Below are 19,369 nucleotides of genomic sequence, written 5' to 3' on the forward strand. Positions count from 1 at the left end.
CTGCAGCCAGGGAGCCACGCTGGTCGTGCGATTTTCGCTAAATTGTTAGAATCCGCCGCCGCCAAGCGTCGTGCCACCGCCCGTGCCGCTGGTCGTTGTCCCGCCGCTCGTCGTTCCGCTGGTGGTGGTGCCGCCCGTGGTTGTCGTACCGCCGCCCGTTTGGCCGGACACGAAATTGAACGTGTCTACCGGGCCGATTGTCGAGAAAAACGGAAAGGGGGTAATTCTCACATAGCGACGATCGGCCGATACCACTGCCGTAGCAAACAAATTAGTGCCTTCCGGCAAAACCGTAATCACCGGTTGATAACCCACTGCTCCGGCACGGAAGAAGGGAAAATTGAAGGGTGTTACTGGCTTGTTGCCGGCGCCGCCATTGGGCAGATCTGCCGCAGACGATGATTCACTATCCAAAGTTGAAAGTTGCTCGGACAAAATTGCACGGCTCAGCATTTCCTGATTATCAACGGCTAAAGCTAGTTGTGCCTGATCCAGTGGCTCCTTGCGCCGCCCGTCGTTCAAATCAAACAGAACCAGTGCATCACGTTCGCTGACCGGAATCTGGCGGTGGATGTGCAGTACCTTCGTCGTGCCAAAATGGGTGTACACGTCGACGGTCACCTTGCCGGTTGCCACTTGCCCCCACAATCGTCGCACCAATACTTTGTACTGCCCGCTGAATCCTTGTGGCAGCACATAGGATTGGGAGTATTCAGAGGAGCCATCGCTGCCGAGCGATTTTGATTTGGCGTAGGTATCGCCCTGCATCACTCCGCCGCCGGTAGTGCGCGGATTAGTAAACTTGCAAATGGCGCCGGTCGGTTCTTCAATCGCCAAATCAATATCGGCATTTCCCGTCCAACTGACTTTCACCATGCAGTCGCGAATTTGCGCATCATCCAGCTGCTTCCGAAATTCGGCTGCTTGCTTGGCCTGCCCCGCGCTGCGCAATTTGTCCAAAAGGGCATCCGCCGCATATTGAGCCGTTTGTACAATTTCCTTTTTGTCGTTTGGCCAGGCCTGGCTCAAAACGCCCAAGCATGCCCACCGAATGCCGTCGACGTCGTTCAATCGCTGGGCGATGGTTAGGCCGTGCAGGTACGGCTCGTGACGGAACGGCTCCAAGACAGAAACCTGCCGCAGTAATTTTAGTGCGCGAGCGTCCAAGCCAATGCGGGCCATGTAAATGGCGACATTCACTAAATCGGTCGGCGAACGAGCAAAATCAGCCGCCGACATTAGCGCCCGTTCAATTTCCTCCTTGGGCTGGTCGCAGGCTTGCAGCGACAATGCCAGGGCTTCGTACATCCAAGGTTGTGCATAGCCATTGCGCAATGCGGCGTTAATCAAGGCCGTGACCTGATCAAACTTCCGATCGTTCATTAATTCCTTGGCTGTATCCGCAATGGCGGCATTTCGTTTGCGAGTAATTTCCACGACGTGCTGTTCATCCGGCTGCTTTAAATTAGCGAAGTATTCGTTCCAAGATTTATTTGGGTCGGAACCTGCATTGACCGCGATTTTATCTGTTGTCGCAGGCGCGGCTGCATTGGTTACGGTGGGCGCGGTATTGGAAACTGGCCGCACGCTGGTTGAAACACGGCTGTCGGCCTGCTGCGGTTTTTGACTGGGTGCGTTTGGCGAATCGCTCACGTCCAGTGCACCGCCGGTGTCGGGTTGTGGGAGGATTGCAGTCGTAGATTCCGGCGGGAGGCTAAACGCGCCACCCGCACCGCCGCCCATTCCACCCCCTAAACCGCCGCCCAAACCACCACCAGCACCACCGCCGGCACCGCCCAAGCCGCCACCCAAACCGCCACCACCACCACCCAACCCGCCGCCGAGCTGGAACGGATTGATACCTTGCGATTGAATGGGCACCACCAAATCGCCCACGTAATACACCTTGGTAGTGAGTGTGGTGTCAGCTTTCTCTTTCGTGGTAATCTGCAGCACTTCATCCTTGATGAGATAGCTTAAATTGAATTGCGCCAACATGAGCTTTAATGCCGACTTCAAGGAAACATCCTTGAACGTCATGGTGACTTGCATCGTGGTGGGATCCAGACCGGCATCCTTGAGCGCGGCCGGGTCGAACTGAATGGGAATATGATGCTTGTCGGCAATGAACTCCATGGCATCGCTGAGCGGAGTGCCCTGGAAGTCTAAATTTGTTTTGTCATCCAGTGCCTTAATAATTGCCAATTCCGATGGTTTGGAGCTCAACAAATCCATGGAACTGTATTTTGTGATACGGCCGCCCGGATGATTATTTTCATCGCGGCTGATTTTTCGCCAAAATGCCGCATCGGGATACACGATCGGCGGAGAATCCGGGAATGGAATGTGCGAAATATCCACCAGGTGCAGCGTATCCATAAAACTCCGCTCCGCGGCATCTCGCACGGCGGCATTCTCGACGCTGTATTGAGTGAATTCAGAGAATGCTGGGGCCGTGGTGGCTGCTACAGGCGCACGGCCATACGGATTGGCAGCCGCGCGGCGGAATTCATCGGCAGCATCGCGCCGAGATGCCCGCAGGGGTTCATTCGTTACCTGGTCCGCATTGGTATAGCCCTGCTCTATGAGCGCGTTAAATCGGTCGATGAGGCCTTTAAGCCGTTCCTCCTTCACCATCAAAGTATCGAGAATCCGTTTTCGATCACGCGCTTCGGCCATGTTTTGTGCGCGCTGCACGTCGGCCGCTTCCTTTTCGAAACGGCGCTGCGAGGCTTGTTCCATCAACGCAGAAAGTCGGCTACGCAGGTCGGCCCGTTGATCGCTGGATAACTCGGGCACACGAAGCACGCGGTCCATCAGCAATTTCAGATCTTCCAGGATCGCCCCTGGGTCATTGGTCATTTGATCGCGCGCACGATTGAGCGCGACAGTTGTTTCGGTCATCACTTTTTGTTGAATGACTCGTTGCGATTGCTCGACGGAATTAAGCAAATCGCTGTCTTTGGAATTATCCGTAACGGGTGCGGCATCGTTGGGCTGAGGCTTGTCGGTTACAGCCGTTTGCGCAACTGTCGGCGCCGCGTCTTCCGTTTGTGACATGGCGCTGGCATGCAGCACGCCGCTTTGCATCGATTGCTTAAGCACCAGCGCGTTGGAGTTCATCGGATCGCGCTTTAGCGCTTCGTCGACAAATTGTTGGGCTTGCTTCACGTTTCCCTCAGCGGCAGCCTGCCGGCCCAATTGCGCGAAGGTGTGAGCATTCATGTCCGACACGCGCCGGGCGGCCCACAAACCTTCGGAACCTAGTGTCGGCAGGCGACGGCCTCCGTCGTTTTTAGCGAACTCGACCCAGGGCGCCAGATAAGCGTTGTCGTCGCTGGGCTTGGAAGCTTTCACATCCCATTTCATATCGACGGGCTGGCCGAAAGCGTCTCCTTTAATTTCGACGGCAAACGTTCCGTCCGCCGCACCGGTGCCCAATAAAACGGTGTCCCGATCGGTGCGCAACGGTGGCGTATTGGTCGGATAAACATCGGTCAGAAAAGCGGGCAATTTCCGATCGGTTGGCCAGATGATCGGTTCGTGTATCGCCTGAGCGAAATGAGCGCCCACTTCACGGCCGGCGACTTGATCACTATCTAGCAGAAGAACGCCGCCGGATTGATTGGCGAGCGCGGCCAACAAGGCGCTGTTATCGCCAGGGCCCACGACAAAGCAGTTAAAGGAAACACGGTTTTTGACCAATTGATCCATGACTTTATTCACATCTTCGCCAATCAAGTTGGCGTTGCTTTGGCCGTCGCCGATGTATACCGCCGCATGTGATAACGCATTGGTTTGTTTAGCCGGCGCGGCATTGAAACTGCCGGCAATGCCTTTGAGCGTGGCTTCCAAATCGGTGGCCCCCAGCGGAACACGCTGCTGCAATTGCTGCAGCGCGGCTTCGATTTCGGGCCCACGGGGTGATACGAACGTTGTCGTCAGCGGTACGGCATTCAAGTCAACCGCCATCAGCTTCACGCGGTCGTTATTCCCCAGCGTGGCCAGCAAGCCGCGCAGCATTTCCAAGCCCTTCTCGCGGTAGGGTCCTACTTGCCGGGCTGAAGTATCGAATAAGATCACGACATCGCTTGACTCTGCCGCCGGCAAAGTAACTTGAGGCATCAAGCTTAGCGCATAGTAGGAAGTGCCGTCGGGCTTGGCGTAGGCATCGAAGCGAGTGGTCTCGGTAGCCGATTTTTCAGTCGATTTCGGCGGGGTGGCCGATAGCGAAATGTTCGGCGCAGCCATGGCCACCGTTAGGGCCACAAGGAGGAACCTGCCAGTGGTTCGCAACATAATTTGGGTACTCCGGCGCAAAGGCGATTGCGCAGACAGGCATTGTGTTCCGGTACGAATGCTTCAGGTCTGCGCTGAATGAACAAACAAATTGGAGAAAGTTGTCCACCTTGACCCGCCGCTGGGCCTCCAGCGGAATAATCCTATTGTATTCACTCACCTAACCTTACGCTATGAGATTTCCCATTTTTACATCTTCAACAAATCAGGCCGCATGGGCATAAAATGCGGCTATTTTGCGGAAAGTAATGAATTCCGAGCACGCTCGAGGCTTTTCCTTCGAGCCTGATTCGCTTTTAAAGAACTGCGTCTTGCCGGGGTGGCCGTGCGGCAAAAACCCCTACGGCGTAAAGCGTTCCGCGCCAAGTCCCACGCCTGTCACTCTCCCAATCAGCCCTATAATCAGATATTCTCGGTTTATGGGTATTCAATAAGCGGACTGTCGTTGGATCAACCATTTACTCGTGCGGTTGCCATGCGAACTACACACACGTTGATTGATTGTTTGAGTTGCGCGGTCATTGGGGCTTTGGCGGCATCGATTTGGTGGAATTTGCCGAATTTGGCTCCCACCGTTAAGGCCGAAGAACCTTATCGTGCCCAAGCACCAGGACCAGCGGATTTTCCTGCCCCGCGGCCGCCTGTTGCAAACCGCTCCGGCGATGGCAACCGACCGTTGGCACTTGGTCCCGCGCCAACCTTGGAAGGCGCTGAGGAGTTGACTCCCGAGGAGCGTGTGAATGTGGCGGTCTATGAGGCCTGCAACCGCAGCGTCGTGAACATTAAAACCGAGGCCAGCGGCACGTCGATGTTTTTGCTCGACTTTGTTCAAGAAGGAACTGGCTCGGGCAGCGTGCTCGATCAGCAAGGACACATTCTGACGAACTATCATGTCGTGGAAGGCGCAAAAGAGATTGAGGCCACTTTGTACGATAGCAAGAATTATCCGGCGCGAGTCATTGCCAAAGACGCATCGACGGATGTGGCAATTTTGAAAATTGATGCACCGGCCGATACGCTGTTTCCTGTCCGGTTCGGCGATTCCACTCGGCTGAAAGTCGGCCAACGAATTTATGCGATTGGCAATCCGTTCGGCCTGGAACGCACGCTGACCACAGGCGTTGTGTCGAGCTTGGATCGGACGCTGCCATCGCGCACCAATCGCACAATTAAGTCCGTCATCCAAGTTGACGCCGCTATCAACCCTGGCAATTCCGGTGGTCCGCTGTTGAACAGTCACGGCCGATTAATTGGCATGAACACGGCCATCGCCAGCAAAACCGGACAAAACACCGGAGTGGGCTTTGCCATACCCTCTGCAGTGATTGCCAGGGTAGTGCCGGAATTAATCGCCACGGGCCACGTTACCCGGCCCGATACCGGCATTACGAAGGTGTACGAGACCGACAAGGGATTATTGGTGGCCGCGGTTCAGCCAGGTGGTCCGGCCGATCAGGCTGGCCTGCGCGGCTTCAAAATTGTGACCGAGAAAAAGCGGCAGGGGCCGTTTGTGTATCAGTCGCAAACGATCGATCGCAGCGCGGCCGATATCATCACTGCCGTAAACGGCAAGCCGACGCTGACAGCCGACGATTTTCTTTCTGTGATTGACAGCTTCCACCCCGGCGACGACGTGAACATTACCGTCATCCGCGACGGTCACGAATCGCAAATTCGCGTGCACCTGGTGGCAGGCGAGTCATAAGATTCCGACGTTTCAACAGAGGTTGCTGTACCTTTCGTTCCGCGCGAGTTATATGGCGAAATGTGTATTATTCGCGGGTAACAGAGACCACGCCAGCGGAGGGCACGGGATTCGACCGCCCTCGCAAGATACGGGAAAAACAGATGTTTCGCAACAAGGCGGTGCAGAATCCGGTGCAGTTGGCGCAGACGCGGCAAAACTTGTCGATGAATTGATAAGGATTGTAACCGCATGGCCGCTACTGCCTGCACCAATTCGCCAAGCAATCCTGACGTTGCTGGATGCAGTAGAATAGCTTCCGTTCAAACGCCGAAGCCCGCATAGCGCTGGAGCGCCTGTAATATGAAACGCCTTTTCACCTACACAATCCCAGTTGATGACGGCGCGGCTCCCAATCCATTCTATGGAATGTGTTCGTTGGCCATTTGCAAGCCGGGAATTCGACGAGTCGCAAAAGTTGGCGATTGGGTTGCGGGACTTGGATCAATAAATGCGCCGAGTGGCGATCTCAGTGGGCGATTGGTTTATGCGATGCGAGTCGATGAAGTTCTTACGTTAAAAGAATACGATCAAAAGGCACATTCCGATTGGCCCCATCGCATCCCTCGAATCGACAGTGCTGACCTGTCGGAACGACTCGGTGACTGCATTTACGACTATTCAGTTAGCCTGGAATCACCGATTCAGCGACCTAGCGTGCATGGTCCAGAAAACAGAGTAACTGATCTGCGGGGCGAAAATGTTTTGATTTCTCGTCGCTTCTACTATTTCGGCAGCAGCGCCAAACTGCTTCCTCCTGACCTTAACCAGATATGCCACCAACAGCAGGGACACCGAAGCAACGCGAATCACCATCATGTCGAAATGTTTGAAACTTGGTTGCGCAGCCTAAACTTAATGGCAGGACAACATGGTTGGCCGGACTATGTGGTTGAGTGGGCTAAAAATCACAAATGCGATGGGTGCATCACTCGTAAACATGCCGCAGAATACGATGAGGGTTGTTAAATGATCTAATTCTAATGCAATCAACGGTACTTTCAGTCGATCAGACGGCAACAAATGAACCAGAGACAAATGGATAGAGCGATACTTACCTACTTTCATTCTGGTAACATCGGTCTCGTAATCGAACCTGTCAGCGACTTAAGTCTCTCAGCAGCTTCCCGGTACAGATGGATATATGGCCGGAGTTCGGATATCGCATCTTTTAAGCGAGTCCGCCTTTCATTAAAACCATACGGAATCACCCCATCGCCGGTGTACCTCAACATCATCTTTTCGAGGCGGGATGGTGCGATGTTATCGCGCTCAGACAAATAGCATTCGACAATGGAATGTCGGCTCAATCGAAGCGAACTGATCTTAATGACAGTTGGTGGACAGGCTCCCAATGTTGCCTGCCAGCCGTTTCGGAGACGCTTTGAAATTACTCTAGTGCCAGGGCGATCATCTTCGGGCACTTCCAATATTTCTTTGATCTCATTTACAAGAGTCGTGCGATGCTGGTGGGAATAGAGGCGACCAATTTGTTTTACGCTCAATTCGCTCAAATGCTCTGGCGCGTCAAAACACACGGCGACCTTGTCATTCCACTTAATCGGCGGCATGGCCTCCTGCCAATCATACGCGCGAGATATTACGAGAGTTGATGCGCGGCAAGTCCTAAGCAACCCGGGGTCGAGAAATGTGGTGCCCGTCGAACAACACACTAGGGCGTTTTTCCAGGGCATCGGATATACGTCTCGTGATGCGATTTGTGCGATGTTTTGCGGCGCGAAAAGAATCGCAAATGCGATGAGACTCTTTAAAGTGTCGTCCGCCAATTCCTCTGCAAATGGCAACGCTGCTTCGAGGCCGTCTCGTTGGAGTGTTAGCGGCAAATGCTGCGATCCTTCGATGACCGATAGAAAAGAGATTTCCAGTATGTTGGCACTGAGGGATAACTTCGTGTCATTGTCGTCGATTACAACAAGTCCATTGCAAGTAAGCCTCGGGGGCAATGAATGTCGTGATTTATCTCTTCTCTTTGACTCACGGGGGGAATACCGGCCATATCGGCCGGTATAAGGAAACCTGCGAAAATACCACTCCAAGAATTCAAAACCCCAATGGACGGACGTAAATCCTTTCGCCTCCAAGTAGTGCCAGCAAATTGGATTGTTCGGCGAAAACCATTGTGATAATGAATTGGATGTGCCCGGCAGTGGTCGCTTAGTCCGCCCTTCGAGCAGTAAAGCGCTTCCATTCGTGATATGGAATCGCTCAACGACTGGATACTCAAGACAGTACCAATCCCAACTGTCGTACTTTCTGAGGGTGTCTCGTGCCCTGTTTGACAGCCGAACACGAATTCGCGTGCCATATCCCGGTTGCTTGATCTTTTTGACTGCGATTGATTCCTCGTTTAAGCGAGCGGTGAATTCGTATCCAATACGATGTTCAAAATGCCGCGACGACACATGTATTTGATCGCCCATGAGGAACGCTGCCAGCGCCCCTACTCCGAAACGTCCGGAACGTGGAAGAACTGGGGCACCATCATTTAGAAACAGTGACTTCCATTCACGGCTCTCGCGAAGAGATTTTCCGGCCGTCAAAAAATACTCACGGATTACAGCATCGGTCATCCCAATGCCGCGATCCTCGATAGTGAAGTATGCACCTGAATCATTGTCCTCAAATAATAAGACCACGTCCGCATTGCTCGTTGTGCCGCCGAACACGTCAATCGGCTCACGAACATAACGTGGCTTGTATACTCGTAGTTCACGAACTGCATCTACAGAGTTCTGTAAGAGTTCACGAACGCCAATCTCGGGATTGTCACCATATAGTGGCTTGACTAATTTCTTAAGCAGTTCGCCACCTTCGGCGCGGAATTGGATGTCCGCTGCCACATACGACACCGTGTTCCCAAATTGCCTGATGTCGTCGAGATTTGATCTTACTCGGCGAATGGTCAGTGTTAGGTCTTGCAGACCGGAATATCGGCCATTGAGTTCGTCAAGCAATTCCCAAGACGAGTCAAGTTCGTATTGAATTCCATTAAGCCATCCCTTGATCTTCAGAAATGTCTTAACGTCTTTCGGCTTTGCGTGTACAAATACTGCTTTTGGGTCTTCGTGACTTTGGCGCACGTCGCGTATGCCCTTATGGGCTATCCATTCGTCGCGCGATTTCGGATTGCGGAGCTTGTGGATTCGCAGAAATTCGCGGGGGGCACGTTCCGCTTGCAATTGCAAATAGTCGGCCACTCTCAATGCTGCCATCAAAAACACGGCATGAATATTTTGATATTCGCGAACATCGTATTTGTTACGCAGATAGCCTAGACAGTCTCTCAACTCCATAAAATGACTGCGTGCGATAAATCCCGCGATGTCTCGCACTTCATATTTTATTCCATTGATAAGTCTAAATGGCGAACCAGTAACTTGCGGCAACCCCCAAAGCGCTATCTCATGCGCTAAGCGGCTATGATGCTTGCGAAGGAATTCTTCACCGATAATTCTCCGTTGTTGCGCAGTCCACACGTCAGGCGGCAACAGAATATCGAGTTGATCGTCCTGGAACATGCCCCTGAGCGCGTTAGACCCATATTTTTGCTGCTCGATCAGAAATTCCTTCCAAAGTACATGCCACGGCTTATCCCCGATGCCTCTAATTCGCTTGCGCGGTTGAGTAACAAGGCTTGCAAAACAATCTTCATTCAGCAACATCGCCGAGTCGTGGAGCAAAGTAGCAAGTACAAGTGCCGCTGCGTCCTGCGCGGTGACAGACTTCCATGCTTCATCGGAAATCAATGATGTTGCCGTGACAAGCACTTGTTCCACATGAAGCGGGCCGTGGTCGGTCCAATCAGGAAAGAATGTCAGATGGGCCTTTTCCATCCATTGCTGCACGCGATCGACGGCTAAATTAACCGTGCTGAAAAGGCGAGGATGCGATAGTAGTAATTCAGCAAGGCGATCGGGTAAAGTCATTTGGCAGCCTACCTACCCAAATATTCGGGACACTGCACTATTATTTGCAGTGATCGTCATAAGATTTGAATATGGAATCAACGAGGCGCGTTGCACTTGATGTCAAGCGTGCTAATACCTTTAATTGTTCATTACATGCAACGCTCGTGGTCCGTTTTGGGTAATTAAGTTTGTGCGAGACTTCGCCCCATAGTTCTTCGCTCAATGTACGCACTTGCAACTCGCACGCGGTCTCCGTCGTAGTATTCGCACGCACTACGTAATGAACACTTGTGTACATCGTATCGACGCGCACGTTGCACTTGATTCCGATCGACGAAAAGAAAGTCTCGTACTCGTGGTCCCAGAGATTCGCAATTGGGCCTTCGAGCAATTCGTATTTTTGCAGCTTAAAGAGAGCAAGCAATTGCGGATGGATCGCACGCATCTGATCCGTATGCAGATGAAGTACGCGCACTCCAGCAAGGTCGGTTATTCGCGAGAATAAATTGGTCGCTGTGATGTCGAAGTGCTTTCCCCCTCGTTTGCATTCGATACATTTGCGACGAAGTTTTTCTCTCAGGTGGCTCGGGTCCTTAACTCGGTGTTTCGCAAATTTAATAAATGGAACTAAACCGGGTGCAGTCGCGATGTCACCATGCAACACCTCTGCAAATCGTTCAAAGTCATGTCGTTCGCGCTTAAATAAATTAACACAGTCGCTTATTCGCTTTCGCTCGGCCACATTCGGCGTATAAGTTGTCTTCGCCATAAATGATTTCGGGTGCGTGACTGGCTCACCGAGTCAATGTAAGAATGCGCTTCGCAATCTGGCGAAAGTCTGTTATTGCGTTCCGGCGTTTATGTTTGTCTCCTGTATTGACGAGGAACATAGGAACACCTTTAGCTTGTGATTGCTGGACGAGCGGACCGTAATCCCTGACTTCCCCGAGTTTGTGGCCGACCTTGCCCGTTCTTCGCAATGGGGTCACCACATGCTTCAGCACCGAAACAACGTCGCGGTATATGTGACGCTCAAACAGTGAGGCGTATGTGGCGGGCGTGGATGCCATTTCTCCGCCATAGGTGCGAAACCGTTGCGGAATATATCCAAGGTACTGCGGTTGCCCCTTCAAGAGCTTGACTTTGCTCGGTGCGAGCGTTGCAATTGTTTCCCAATCGGTGATCCAATCCTTCAGTGTCTGTCCGAGCGTAATGAGCGCCCGGACCGAAAAGAAATCGCATACACTGGGAATAATGAAGTAGTCAGAGTCAAGCAGCAGGACTCGATTTAGTGGGCCAATGTTAGGGCCAGCATCGTAAAAGACATAGTCGAAACGATGAACTTTGCAAAGCGACTCCACCAATTCACTTATCGCCGTGGTCGTCCTAAACCCCGGCACCCTTCGCTTGAAGCAATCTGTCCAAGCATCATTAAGTGCCAATTCAAATCGTGAAAGCTGAATGTCGCCGGGAAGTAAAAATGCGCGAGGTTGTCCCGGCATTTCCAGCAACTTCACAACGCGGCCTTGACCATCACCATCACAAATCGGTTTTAGTGCCGACCAAATTGTTCTGCCGTGTGATGTTTCGGAAGTATCAAGCAGGTCATCGACAACATTATCTGGCACCAAATATGATGTGAGATTGCATTGTGGATCGCTATCAACCAAAAGAACTCGCATGCCTTCTGCCGCGAGCGCAGCAGCGACATTCACGGTCAAAGTAGTTTTCCCTACTCCACCTTTGTGGTTATAGATCGTAATTTTTTTGGCTGGCGGCCGCATAAAGTGATCTGTGCGTTACTCGATTCACGACTTTTTGGAAGTACCAGCGCGTTTTTTGCGCTTTGACCGCGCTCGGTCCATTGCATGCTTTGCCGCTTCTCGATCGGGTAACGCCATTACAAAGTTCTCGCCAGCCGCGCTTATTTGCTTGTGGCCTCTCGAACTTTCTGCGAGGTACCCCGTCCGTAGCGCATTGGATATAGCAACAGATGGATTAGAAAACTTGGGCTGTGCGGCTTCAGTATTCAACGTACTAATATCGAGCGTCTTAAAATGTGGCAGGTTGCGATAATGCGATAGGTAGTACGCAAGGCACGCGACACGCTCAACATCGGTGGTTGGATGTTTTTCGCGAATGAACTCCTTTGGCTCCAAATCGACGTGATCTGAAAAACGAGACGGGGAATCCGCGGCGACGTGTCGCGAAGGGCTCGCAAATGCCTCGCCAGTTCGATGCGATTGTGTCAGTGAGAGGCTGTAGAATGTGGCAACTGTTTGCATCACCCGTTGGCGGCCTTCGTCAGTTAGCTTTGCCAATTTCGCGATAAAATCTTGTACGACTTTGCCCTCAGATGCTGGAGAATGTTCGGTCACGGCAGATACGCTCCAAATGAATGTGTCGGTAAATCAGGGCATTCGTACACCGACAGCCTAACGCTCACAGAATGCCGCTGTCAAGCAAGTGAATAATAGACCTGCTCTAATCAAAGCCTATTCAATCATGTAACCAGAGCGACATTGTTGTTATTTCTCGTGAACGCCTTTGGACTGGAAAAGCGACGTCAACTAGAATTGGGCTTATGGACGATCAAGACGACGATTTCTGGACCACGTACATCGCATCCACGCCGGAGCAAGATCAAGACTTCGCCGGCGTCGGCCGACTGACCGCCTGGATCGTCGGCGGGCTGGTACTTTTCGGCCTAGTCGCTTGGTTGCTGCATTGACGCTCTGCGTTCCACGATGGCGCATGGCCGATTCTCGGCTAAAATGACGGCGACGGCGCGCCGCCCTTGGTTTTCAGAACAAAATGCTAGACTTGATTTGGTCTAACCCTTGCCCATTGGAGAAATAACGACCACAGCCCCATAGTGGCTGTCACAATTTGAAATTGATGCGAGTGCATCAATCTGTCTCCCAGAGATACCGCCAAACTGAGCCCGACGGCTCTTTCCAAACGAGACAGGCTGAGCGCTCCCCGTGGAAACGGGGAGCGCCGCCTGGCCTTCGTTTGGTCCCTTGGCGGGGACTCTGGGAGGGTCCAGTGTGGCGCTCCCTTTTGTTTTCGGGGAAAACATCGTGAGTACAACTAAAAGCACGACGGCTCTTGGAATTCTGATTGTCCTGACGTTCGGAATAATTTGGACCGTGGCAAGTCAATATCCGACAAAAGCCGAACTAGAGCAAAAAGCTCAAACCAAGATGATTGAAGATGCGGTGAATGCAGCGCAACAAAAACATCTTCACGAATGGGAAGATGAATGGCAGCGGCGATGGGGCGAACCGGCCCCAACCGTTTTATATCGACAATCGCAAGATGCGAAGAACGGTAATCAGTGACGCGGCAGCGCCGGCTGTTTTTCGGTGTTGCAATGACAATAGAGCATGGCAACTCGCGCCAGTCGGATAACCCCGTTTCAATTTCGAGAAAAAACCCTCCCTCTACCATCCGCCGTGAATCACGGCGTAAACTGTTGGGCGAGAAACTTGGCACGCCCGTGCAATGCTGCTGACGTTTTCACCAGCCTTGCGCAACGTGCGAATAGCTTGGACCTTTTCGGCAATGGCTTTGGTTTGCGTTCCTTCCTTGCGTCCACCCCACGTTACGCCACGTTCGCGGGCTGCCGCTTGCCCGGCTAGCACGCGCTCTGCACGGCATTCTGTTTCAAACTGAGCCACGCTCGCAAGCATGTTCGCCAGCATCCGCCCTGCCGGCGTCGAAAGATCAATCCCTTCGCGAAGCGAAACGAGATTGATTCCACGGTGTTGAAGATCGTCAAAAAGCGCCGTCAGCCCGCGAGCAGTGCGCCCAAGCCGATCCAATCGCCAGCAAACGACTGTGGCGACTTCCCTGTGTTCAATGGCTGCCTGTAGCTTTTTCCAACCCGGCCGCTCCATTGTCTTGCCCGTGAATTTGTCACGGTAAAACACAACTGGCCGCGATTGTGCGGCTGACCACCGCTCTAGATCGGGCAACTGGCTGCGATGATCTTGTCGGCGGGAACTAACGCGAACATACATAGCAACGTGCTTTTGCATGGCTGACTCTCCTAATTCAACCATGCTTCAATTTCGACAAATTGTCAAACTTGAATTAAAAACCTACCTGAACAATTTTGCATTGCCATAAGTCGTTTGGATATTAGCAGCGGGCGGGTGTTTGGCGGTATAGACTCAAATTTTACACTTGGAGCATTCGTGAACCTAAATCGCTGGGGTGTTATTGAAATGATCGACGCCACTGGTCTACCTGTGCGCGTGATACCTTGCCGTATTGATCGGATACCGGGAGCGTTTGGCGAAAAATGGCGTTGGATTGCCGGCGGTTCGCATCCAATTTGCGCCTCTGCTGCTAGGCGATTAGCTCGCGAGCGTTTGAAACAAATTACCCGCTGGGCCGGCGGCATGGCACCGTGGCTAGAATCGCACGCGCCTGTGCCACCGGGCAAGTATCGGCGTGGAATGGGCCGCCCTCTGCTACGTTTCGGTCCTGATGGCGCTGTGAGGCTTTTTAGGTCGGTTTCTGACGCGGCAAAGTATGCTGGCCGGAGTCGGGCGGCACTTCACAAAAGGCTTTTGGACGGTTTCCCAGACGGTCAGGGGGCTGTCTGGCAAGACTTCCGGCCACTGTAACCGTGGGGCCGATTGATAACCGTGTGGGCAGATCGCCGAGTATCCGAACTATTTTGGGAAACTTTTATAAAAAAGGACCACTTCGCACTACTGTATTGGTACAGGACGGCATTGGCGTACAGACCGTGGCATCCCAAAACCGATTCAACTGAGCCGACAGCCAAGAGCAATTTCAGTTTTTTTATAAAAACCGACCGGAATGCGCTACTGTATTGGTACAGGAAGGAACGGTCACATACACCTGCCCGCCGCTTGCAGCCGTGTAGCTTGGCACCTGGATGCCGGCAGGTCGCGGGTGAGCGGTGAGCGGTTGACAATTATTTATCTTTCTCTTCCGCGCGCACTCTCTCTCTCCAAGCGCGCGCCAATTAGAAAAGGGAAGCGGAGAATTTCCCCTCACCGCTCACCCTGCCAATAGCTAATTCAAAGCGGCTGCCTGCCGCAATTGCTGCGCAACCAGCCGTCTTACTCTCCGCTGGTTTCGTGTATCCCTGAACAAGAGAGTTTGAGGCATTGTATGAACGAGTTTTCAGTGGGGCTTCCCCGATTCCTTCAAGCATCCTGTAATTCACAAAATGAAGATTTAGTGAAGCGCGTTTGGAAGAGTTGGCCAGTTGAAATACAGGTCAACATTCGGACAGACATTGGTGAACCAGTTGATGATGATAACAATCCAGCAAAAAGACGACATAACGGACGAGATTTTTACAATTTCCGCTACCCGCGCGACGCGGGAGTCAAGCCAGATTGGGCAGAGCGTTACCTGACGTATCCATTGGAAGAATACGCTAGCGAAATCGGATCGACGGGATTCGGAGCGGATGGCAGCCAGTGGGTCGGTTTCGATTTCGATACGATCTTAGGTCATGCGGAAGGGGTCGGAATTTCGGATGCCGAAATTCAAGAAATTGATATTGCCGTAGAAAGAATTGGTTACGCCGAGCTACGCCGTTCCACGGGGGGAAGAGGCAGACACATTTATGTTCATCTTTCCGACTTCAAGAATGTTGTAAACCATACGGAGCACGCCGCTCTTGCACGAGCAATTTTGGCGAAATTGTCGCACGACCTTGGGATGGACCTGACAGCATCCGTCGATGCGTGCGGCGGCAATATGTGGTTTTGGTCCAGGCGTGCGACTGACGAAAACCGTGGTTTTGAACTTCTCAAAAAAGCAACCACTAAGCTGTCGCCAATAGACGTGCCAAATTGGTGCGACTATTTACCTGTGGTAACGAGAAAGCGAAGCAAAATCTATGTTGAAGGATTGAATGAGGATTTTGCGGCTTCTCAACCGAAGGTTCGTCGCGATAGACAGCATGACGCTATATTCGCGGAGTACGTTAAACACGCCACATTGATCTATCTGCCGGACCACGGCTGCTACCATTTGCACACGGCAGAACTTGCCAAAGTTCACGAAACTTTGAGGCTTCGGGGATTTTTTGAGACGGTAAGCGAAGGAAGCGATCCTGGCAAACCGAACGCTTACGCATACCTGCGACCCAATGGTGCGATGTTGGTTGTGCGGTTGGGGAATGCAAAGGAAACGAGCATTTGGGGTGAGACAAAATCCGGTCAAGCATGCATTCTGTTCAATCAATCTCTCGATTTGCAAAATATCTGCCGTGCCGTTGACGGAGTATGGACTGGAAAGGGTTTTACCTGCCCGACGCTTGAATCCGCGAATCGTGCTGCTGGATACTTCCGCATCAGCTTACCGCCGGTTGCGGAACGCGCGGTAAGTTTCTCAATTCAAAATGGTGGCCTCTTAGTTACATGCGATCGGATCGGCAAAGAGCAAGTGAACGGCTGGGCCGGCGAAGGACGAAAGCTCAAACGCCACTTCGCAATCGACCTGCCCTGCGATGATGAATCCAACGATAAGTATCGACATCTTACCACGCCAACAAACGAAGATGCTGGCTGGGCGATGGAGCGCGATGATGGAACTTGGGGGTTTGAGAGCAAATCGACGCTTGAAGACGCACTAATCCACGATGGATGCAAGAAAGACGGTGCAAGGAGAGTTCTGGGAGCCGCCGCGAAGCATCCGTGGACTCTTGTTAATGAACCTTTTCAGCCTGAATTTCTGGCGGGGAGACGCTGGAATCGACATGGCCGAAAATTGATAGTGCCGGGTACCAAAGGAAACCATCGGCATTTCGATCTTATCTTCAAGCAATGCGGTCGAATGCTGGACCCGGCAGTAAGCACCGATCCGTGGTGCAGACAGTATGGTGTCACGTCAGGTTCACGATACCTGTTGCTCTGGGCAGCTAGTCTCATTAAGCGGCCGAAACAACCGTTGCCGTGGTTGTTCTTATGGTCGCCGGAAAATAACACGGGCAAGTCGAGTTTGCATCGCGCCTTGGGAATGCTTTTTGACGGAGGCGCAACCGACGTTCGCGAAGCGCTGGTCGAAAAGTTCAACGGACAGTTGGCCGGCGCAGTGCTGTGTTATGTGGAAGAGGTATCATTGCCCCGCTCCGCATACGGGAAGATCAAATCCTGGATCGACAGTCCGACGATTTCGATTCGCGAGATGCGCACGACGTCGTACACGCTGACAAACACGGCGCACTTTATTCAAACAGCCAATGGTCGTGATGCTTGTCCCGTTGAACAGCACGACGACCGCATCGTGGTAATCCCCGTGACTCCGATCGAAGAAAAGTTGATTCCGTGGACCGACGAAATGGCTCCGTCGCTCCTAAGCGAAGCGCCGAATTTTCTGGCGACGTTGTTTGACACACCGTTACCCCGTTCAGCCGGCAGATTATTTTTACCCGTGCTAACTACTCCCGACAAAATTGAAATGATGCAGGGCGACAAAAAAACAGAACGCGAAACGATTGTTCAAGCTTTGATTGAAAAGATTACGCAACTTATCAAACGGAACAACCGATGGCACGGTTTCGTCGGCGACCTGCTCAAAGCCATTGGAAAAGGCGAATGGAGCAATAGTCCGGCTACGCTTTCCAGTTACCTTGACGACGCAGTTGGCGCACTTGCCGCCCACGGAATCGAGGTTGAAATCTCTGCCACTCAGGTACATGGCCAACGGCCAATCACAATTCAATTGGCCACGGCCGTTTAGTCAGTTCACGCCAATTCAAAGATGCCCGTGCAATCGTTGCGGGCCAATATCAATCGCAGGAGAAAAATCCGATGCCAAATGTTTACGAACGAATTCGCGACGATCTTACGCTCACTGTTGAAGCGCAAGGCGACGGAATGCAACTCAGCTTGCTCTATTTGCTGCTGGACAAGCTCGCGCAAATGGAAGCAGCGCACCCCACAAATGATACATACGTGAATCCAATCCAAGAATTACTAACGGTGCGACTTGGAAAATACGCCGAAACATTCGCGGTCAAGGATTTTATCGCGCCGTTGCTTGTGCCACGTTTGCCGCGATTCGGAGCTTAATGATCGAACCCACAACCCGCCCGACGCAATGAATCGGGCAGAGAGGAAAATAATGAACGCAAGAGTTAGATATTTTGAAAAACGAGACCGCTTTATCCATTCTTTGGACGGCAAGGAATTCGGGTTCGACCCAACAAACAAGTCGAGCCGCAAAGCTGCGCTTGCCAGATTGAACGAGCATGGCACAAAGGTCATTTCGACATTGGAAAGCAATGCCGGGAGGCCACTGTCCGACCACGAACTTTCGCGCGGCGTTGAGCACTTTGACGACCGTACCCGCAACGAGCGGGTAGCTGAATTCACTGCGCAGGCAATGCGACAAGCGAAGAATGAAGTCGCTCGCGAGAATCCATATCAAAAAGCACTTGATTCTGGATTCGTCGATCCCGAACGTAGAGAAACGCGCCGAGATATGTATGAGCGCTGCGCCCGAGAATGGGATACGAAGGCCGATGCCGAGGCAGAGCGGTTGGAATTGGAATCCGATCCGAAGCGCCAACGAGCCGTGAGCCATGCCAAGCGGGAGCTATTGGAAATGCGCTTTGATCCACACTTCACGTTTTCTGAAATCAAAGCTGCCGAGGCACGTTTAGAACTCGCGCGCAGTGGAGATTTGGCGCATTATGCGGTGCTTGACCGTGAATGGCGGGATGCCAAGCAAGCTAAGATTGACGCCAGAGTTGCGGCGGTGACGAGCAGATTAAAGCTTTGCGTGAACGCAAAACGCAAATCGAGGCCGACGCCTTCGAGCAGTTGCCGTCCTCAACAGAGCCGAGCGCCGAGCATCGAAGTCATTGATATACGGCCGCGCGCTTTTCAGGGAGGCGCACGGCTGTTTCGGGGACCCTGCGCTGGCTTCGGCCGGCGCAGGGATTTTTCAGGAGGTTTTACATGGACGTATCGGTTACGAATTACAAATTGAATGAAGCACGATTTAACGCTCGGATTGCCGAATTCAGGCAATCCGACACCTTAACAACGCTTCGCGACGAATTGGCATTGGCCAAATCATTGATCGAAGATCGCCTGAATGCGGCTGCTACGCCTGCGGAGCGCGCCGCATGTTTGCCAATGGTGCGCGATTTACTGAATACTGTCGGTGCGTTAGTGAAAGCACATCGCGCTTACGAGTTGCAGGCAGGCGAATTGCTTACCAAGGATGCTTTGCGTGAGTTTGCAAAAGAAACGGTCACCATTATCACTGACGAATTACGCGGAATGGCTGATTGGGAACTTATTGTGGACAAAATATGCGATCGACTTAGCAATAGTGTGGAAAATGCAAATAACGAGACGGCTGATACAAGCATTATGGGAGATTAGAATGG

At 52.4% G+C, this 19,369-nt stretch carries 14 protein-coding genes; 8 read left to right on the forward strand and 6 right to left on the reverse strand.

Going from position 1 to position 19,369, the window contains the following annotated elements; genetic code table 11:
• Positions 1-45: 45 nt before the first annotated feature.
• The gene (locus VFE46_16510; protein ID HZZ29601.1) at positions 46-4,299 is read right to left on the reverse strand and encodes a hypothetical protein; all 4,254 of its coding nucleotides are present in this window, start codon (positions 4,297-4,299) and stop codon (positions 46-48) included.
• A 475-nt stretch (positions 4,300-4,774) separates the two neighbouring features.
• On the opposite strand from VFE46_16510, the gene VFE46_16515 reads away from it, so the two are divergent.
• Together VFE46_16515 and VFE46_16520 are read left to right on the forward strand one after the other, a co-directional pair.
• Positions 4,775-6,004 (forward strand): trypsin-like peptidase domain-containing protein, encoded by a 1,230-nt coding sequence (locus tag VFE46_16515; GenBank protein ID HZZ29602.1) that lies wholly within the window; start codon positions 4,775-4,777, stop codon positions 6,002-6,004.
• A gap of 342 nt (positions 6,005-6,346) precedes the next feature.
• Positions 6,347-7,012, forward strand: a complete 666-nt coding sequence (locus VFE46_16520; GenBank protein HZZ29603.1) for a hypothetical protein — start codon at positions 6,347-6,349, stop codon at positions 7,010-7,012.
• A gap of 95 nt (positions 7,013-7,107) precedes the next feature.
• On the opposite strand, the gene VFE46_16525 is transcribed toward VFE46_16520, so the two are convergent.
• Genes VFE46_16525 through VFE46_16540 form a run of 4 tightly spaced genes read right to left on the reverse strand, consistent with a single transcriptional unit; the run spans position 7,108 to position 12,350 of the window.
• On the reverse strand, positions 7,108-9,990 hold the full coding sequence (locus VFE46_16525) for an ATP-binding protein (GenBank protein ID HZZ29604.1): 2,883 nt from the start codon (positions 9,988-9,990) through the stop codon (positions 7,108-7,110).
• A gap of 40 nt (positions 9,991-10,030) precedes the next feature.
• A complete protein-coding gene (locus VFE46_16530) occupies positions 10,031-10,741 on the reverse strand; it encodes a hypothetical protein (GenBank protein HZZ29605.1) in 711 nt (236 codons plus the stop codon).
• A gap of 25 nt (positions 10,742-10,766) precedes the next feature.
• Positions 10,767-11,756 carry an AAA family ATPase gene (locus tag VFE46_16535; GenBank protein ID HZZ29606.1) on the reverse strand — a complete coding sequence of 330 codons (990 nt, stop codon included), beginning with the start codon at positions 11,754-11,756 and terminating at the stop codon, positions 10,767-10,769.
• 24 nt (positions 11,757-11,780) lie between these two features.
• Entirely contained in the window at positions 11,781-12,350 is a 570-nt protein-coding gene (locus VFE46_16540; GenBank protein HZZ29607.1) for a hypothetical protein, read from the reverse strand.
• 206 nt (positions 12,351-12,556) lie between these two features.
• Between VFE46_16540 and VFE46_16545 the strand changes: the two genes are divergently transcribed.
• Positions 12,557-12,703 (forward strand): hypothetical protein, encoded by a 147-nt coding sequence (locus VFE46_16545; GenBank protein ID HZZ29608.1) that lies wholly within the window; start codon positions 12,557-12,559, stop codon positions 12,701-12,703.
• A 319-nt stretch (positions 12,704-13,022) separates the two neighbouring features.
• Positions 13,023-13,316, forward strand: a complete 294-nt coding sequence (locus VFE46_16550) for a hypothetical protein (GenBank protein HZZ29609.1) — start codon at positions 13,023-13,025, stop codon at positions 13,314-13,316.
• A 102-nt stretch (positions 13,317-13,418) separates the two neighbouring features.
• On the opposite strand, the gene VFE46_16555 is transcribed toward VFE46_16550, so the two are convergent.
• Positions 13,419-14,015 carry a recombinase family protein gene (locus VFE46_16555; GenBank protein HZZ29610.1) on the reverse strand — a complete coding sequence of 199 codons (597 nt, stop codon included), beginning with the start codon at positions 14,013-14,015 and terminating at the stop codon, positions 13,419-13,421.
• 1,111 nt (positions 14,016-15,126) lie between these two features.
• Between VFE46_16555 and VFE46_16560 the strand changes: the two genes are divergently transcribed.
• The 4 genes from VFE46_16560 to VFE46_16575 all read left to right on the forward strand — a co-directional run bounded on the left by VFE46_16560 (position 15,127) and on the right by VFE46_16575 (position 19,364).
• Positions 15,127-17,709, forward strand: a complete 2,583-nt coding sequence (locus VFE46_16560) for a DUF5906 domain-containing protein (protein HZZ29611.1) — start codon at positions 15,127-15,129, stop codon at positions 17,707-17,709.
• Positions 17,710-17,780: 71 nt separating this feature from the next.
• Positions 17,781-18,041 (forward strand): hypothetical protein, encoded by a 261-nt coding sequence (locus tag VFE46_16565; protein HZZ29612.1) that lies wholly within the window; start codon positions 17,781-17,783, stop codon positions 18,039-18,041.
• 52 nt (positions 18,042-18,093) lie between these two features.
• The gene (locus tag VFE46_16570) at positions 18,094-18,963 is read left to right on the forward strand and encodes a hypothetical protein (GenBank protein HZZ29613.1); all 870 of its coding nucleotides are present in this window, start codon (positions 18,094-18,096) and stop codon (positions 18,961-18,963) included.
• Positions 18,933-19,364, forward strand: coding sequence for a hypothetical protein (locus VFE46_16575; protein HZZ29614.1), 432 nt, complete (start codon positions 18,933-18,935; stop codon positions 19,362-19,364). The genes VFE46_16570 and VFE46_16575 overlap by 31 nt, the downstream gene beginning before the upstream one ends.
• The last annotated feature ends 5 nt before the right edge of the window (positions 19,365-19,369 follow it).

Source organism: Pirellulales bacterium (assembly GCA_035656635.1).
GTDB lineage: Bacteria > Planctomycetota > Planctomycetia > Pirellulales > JADZDJ01 > DATJYL01.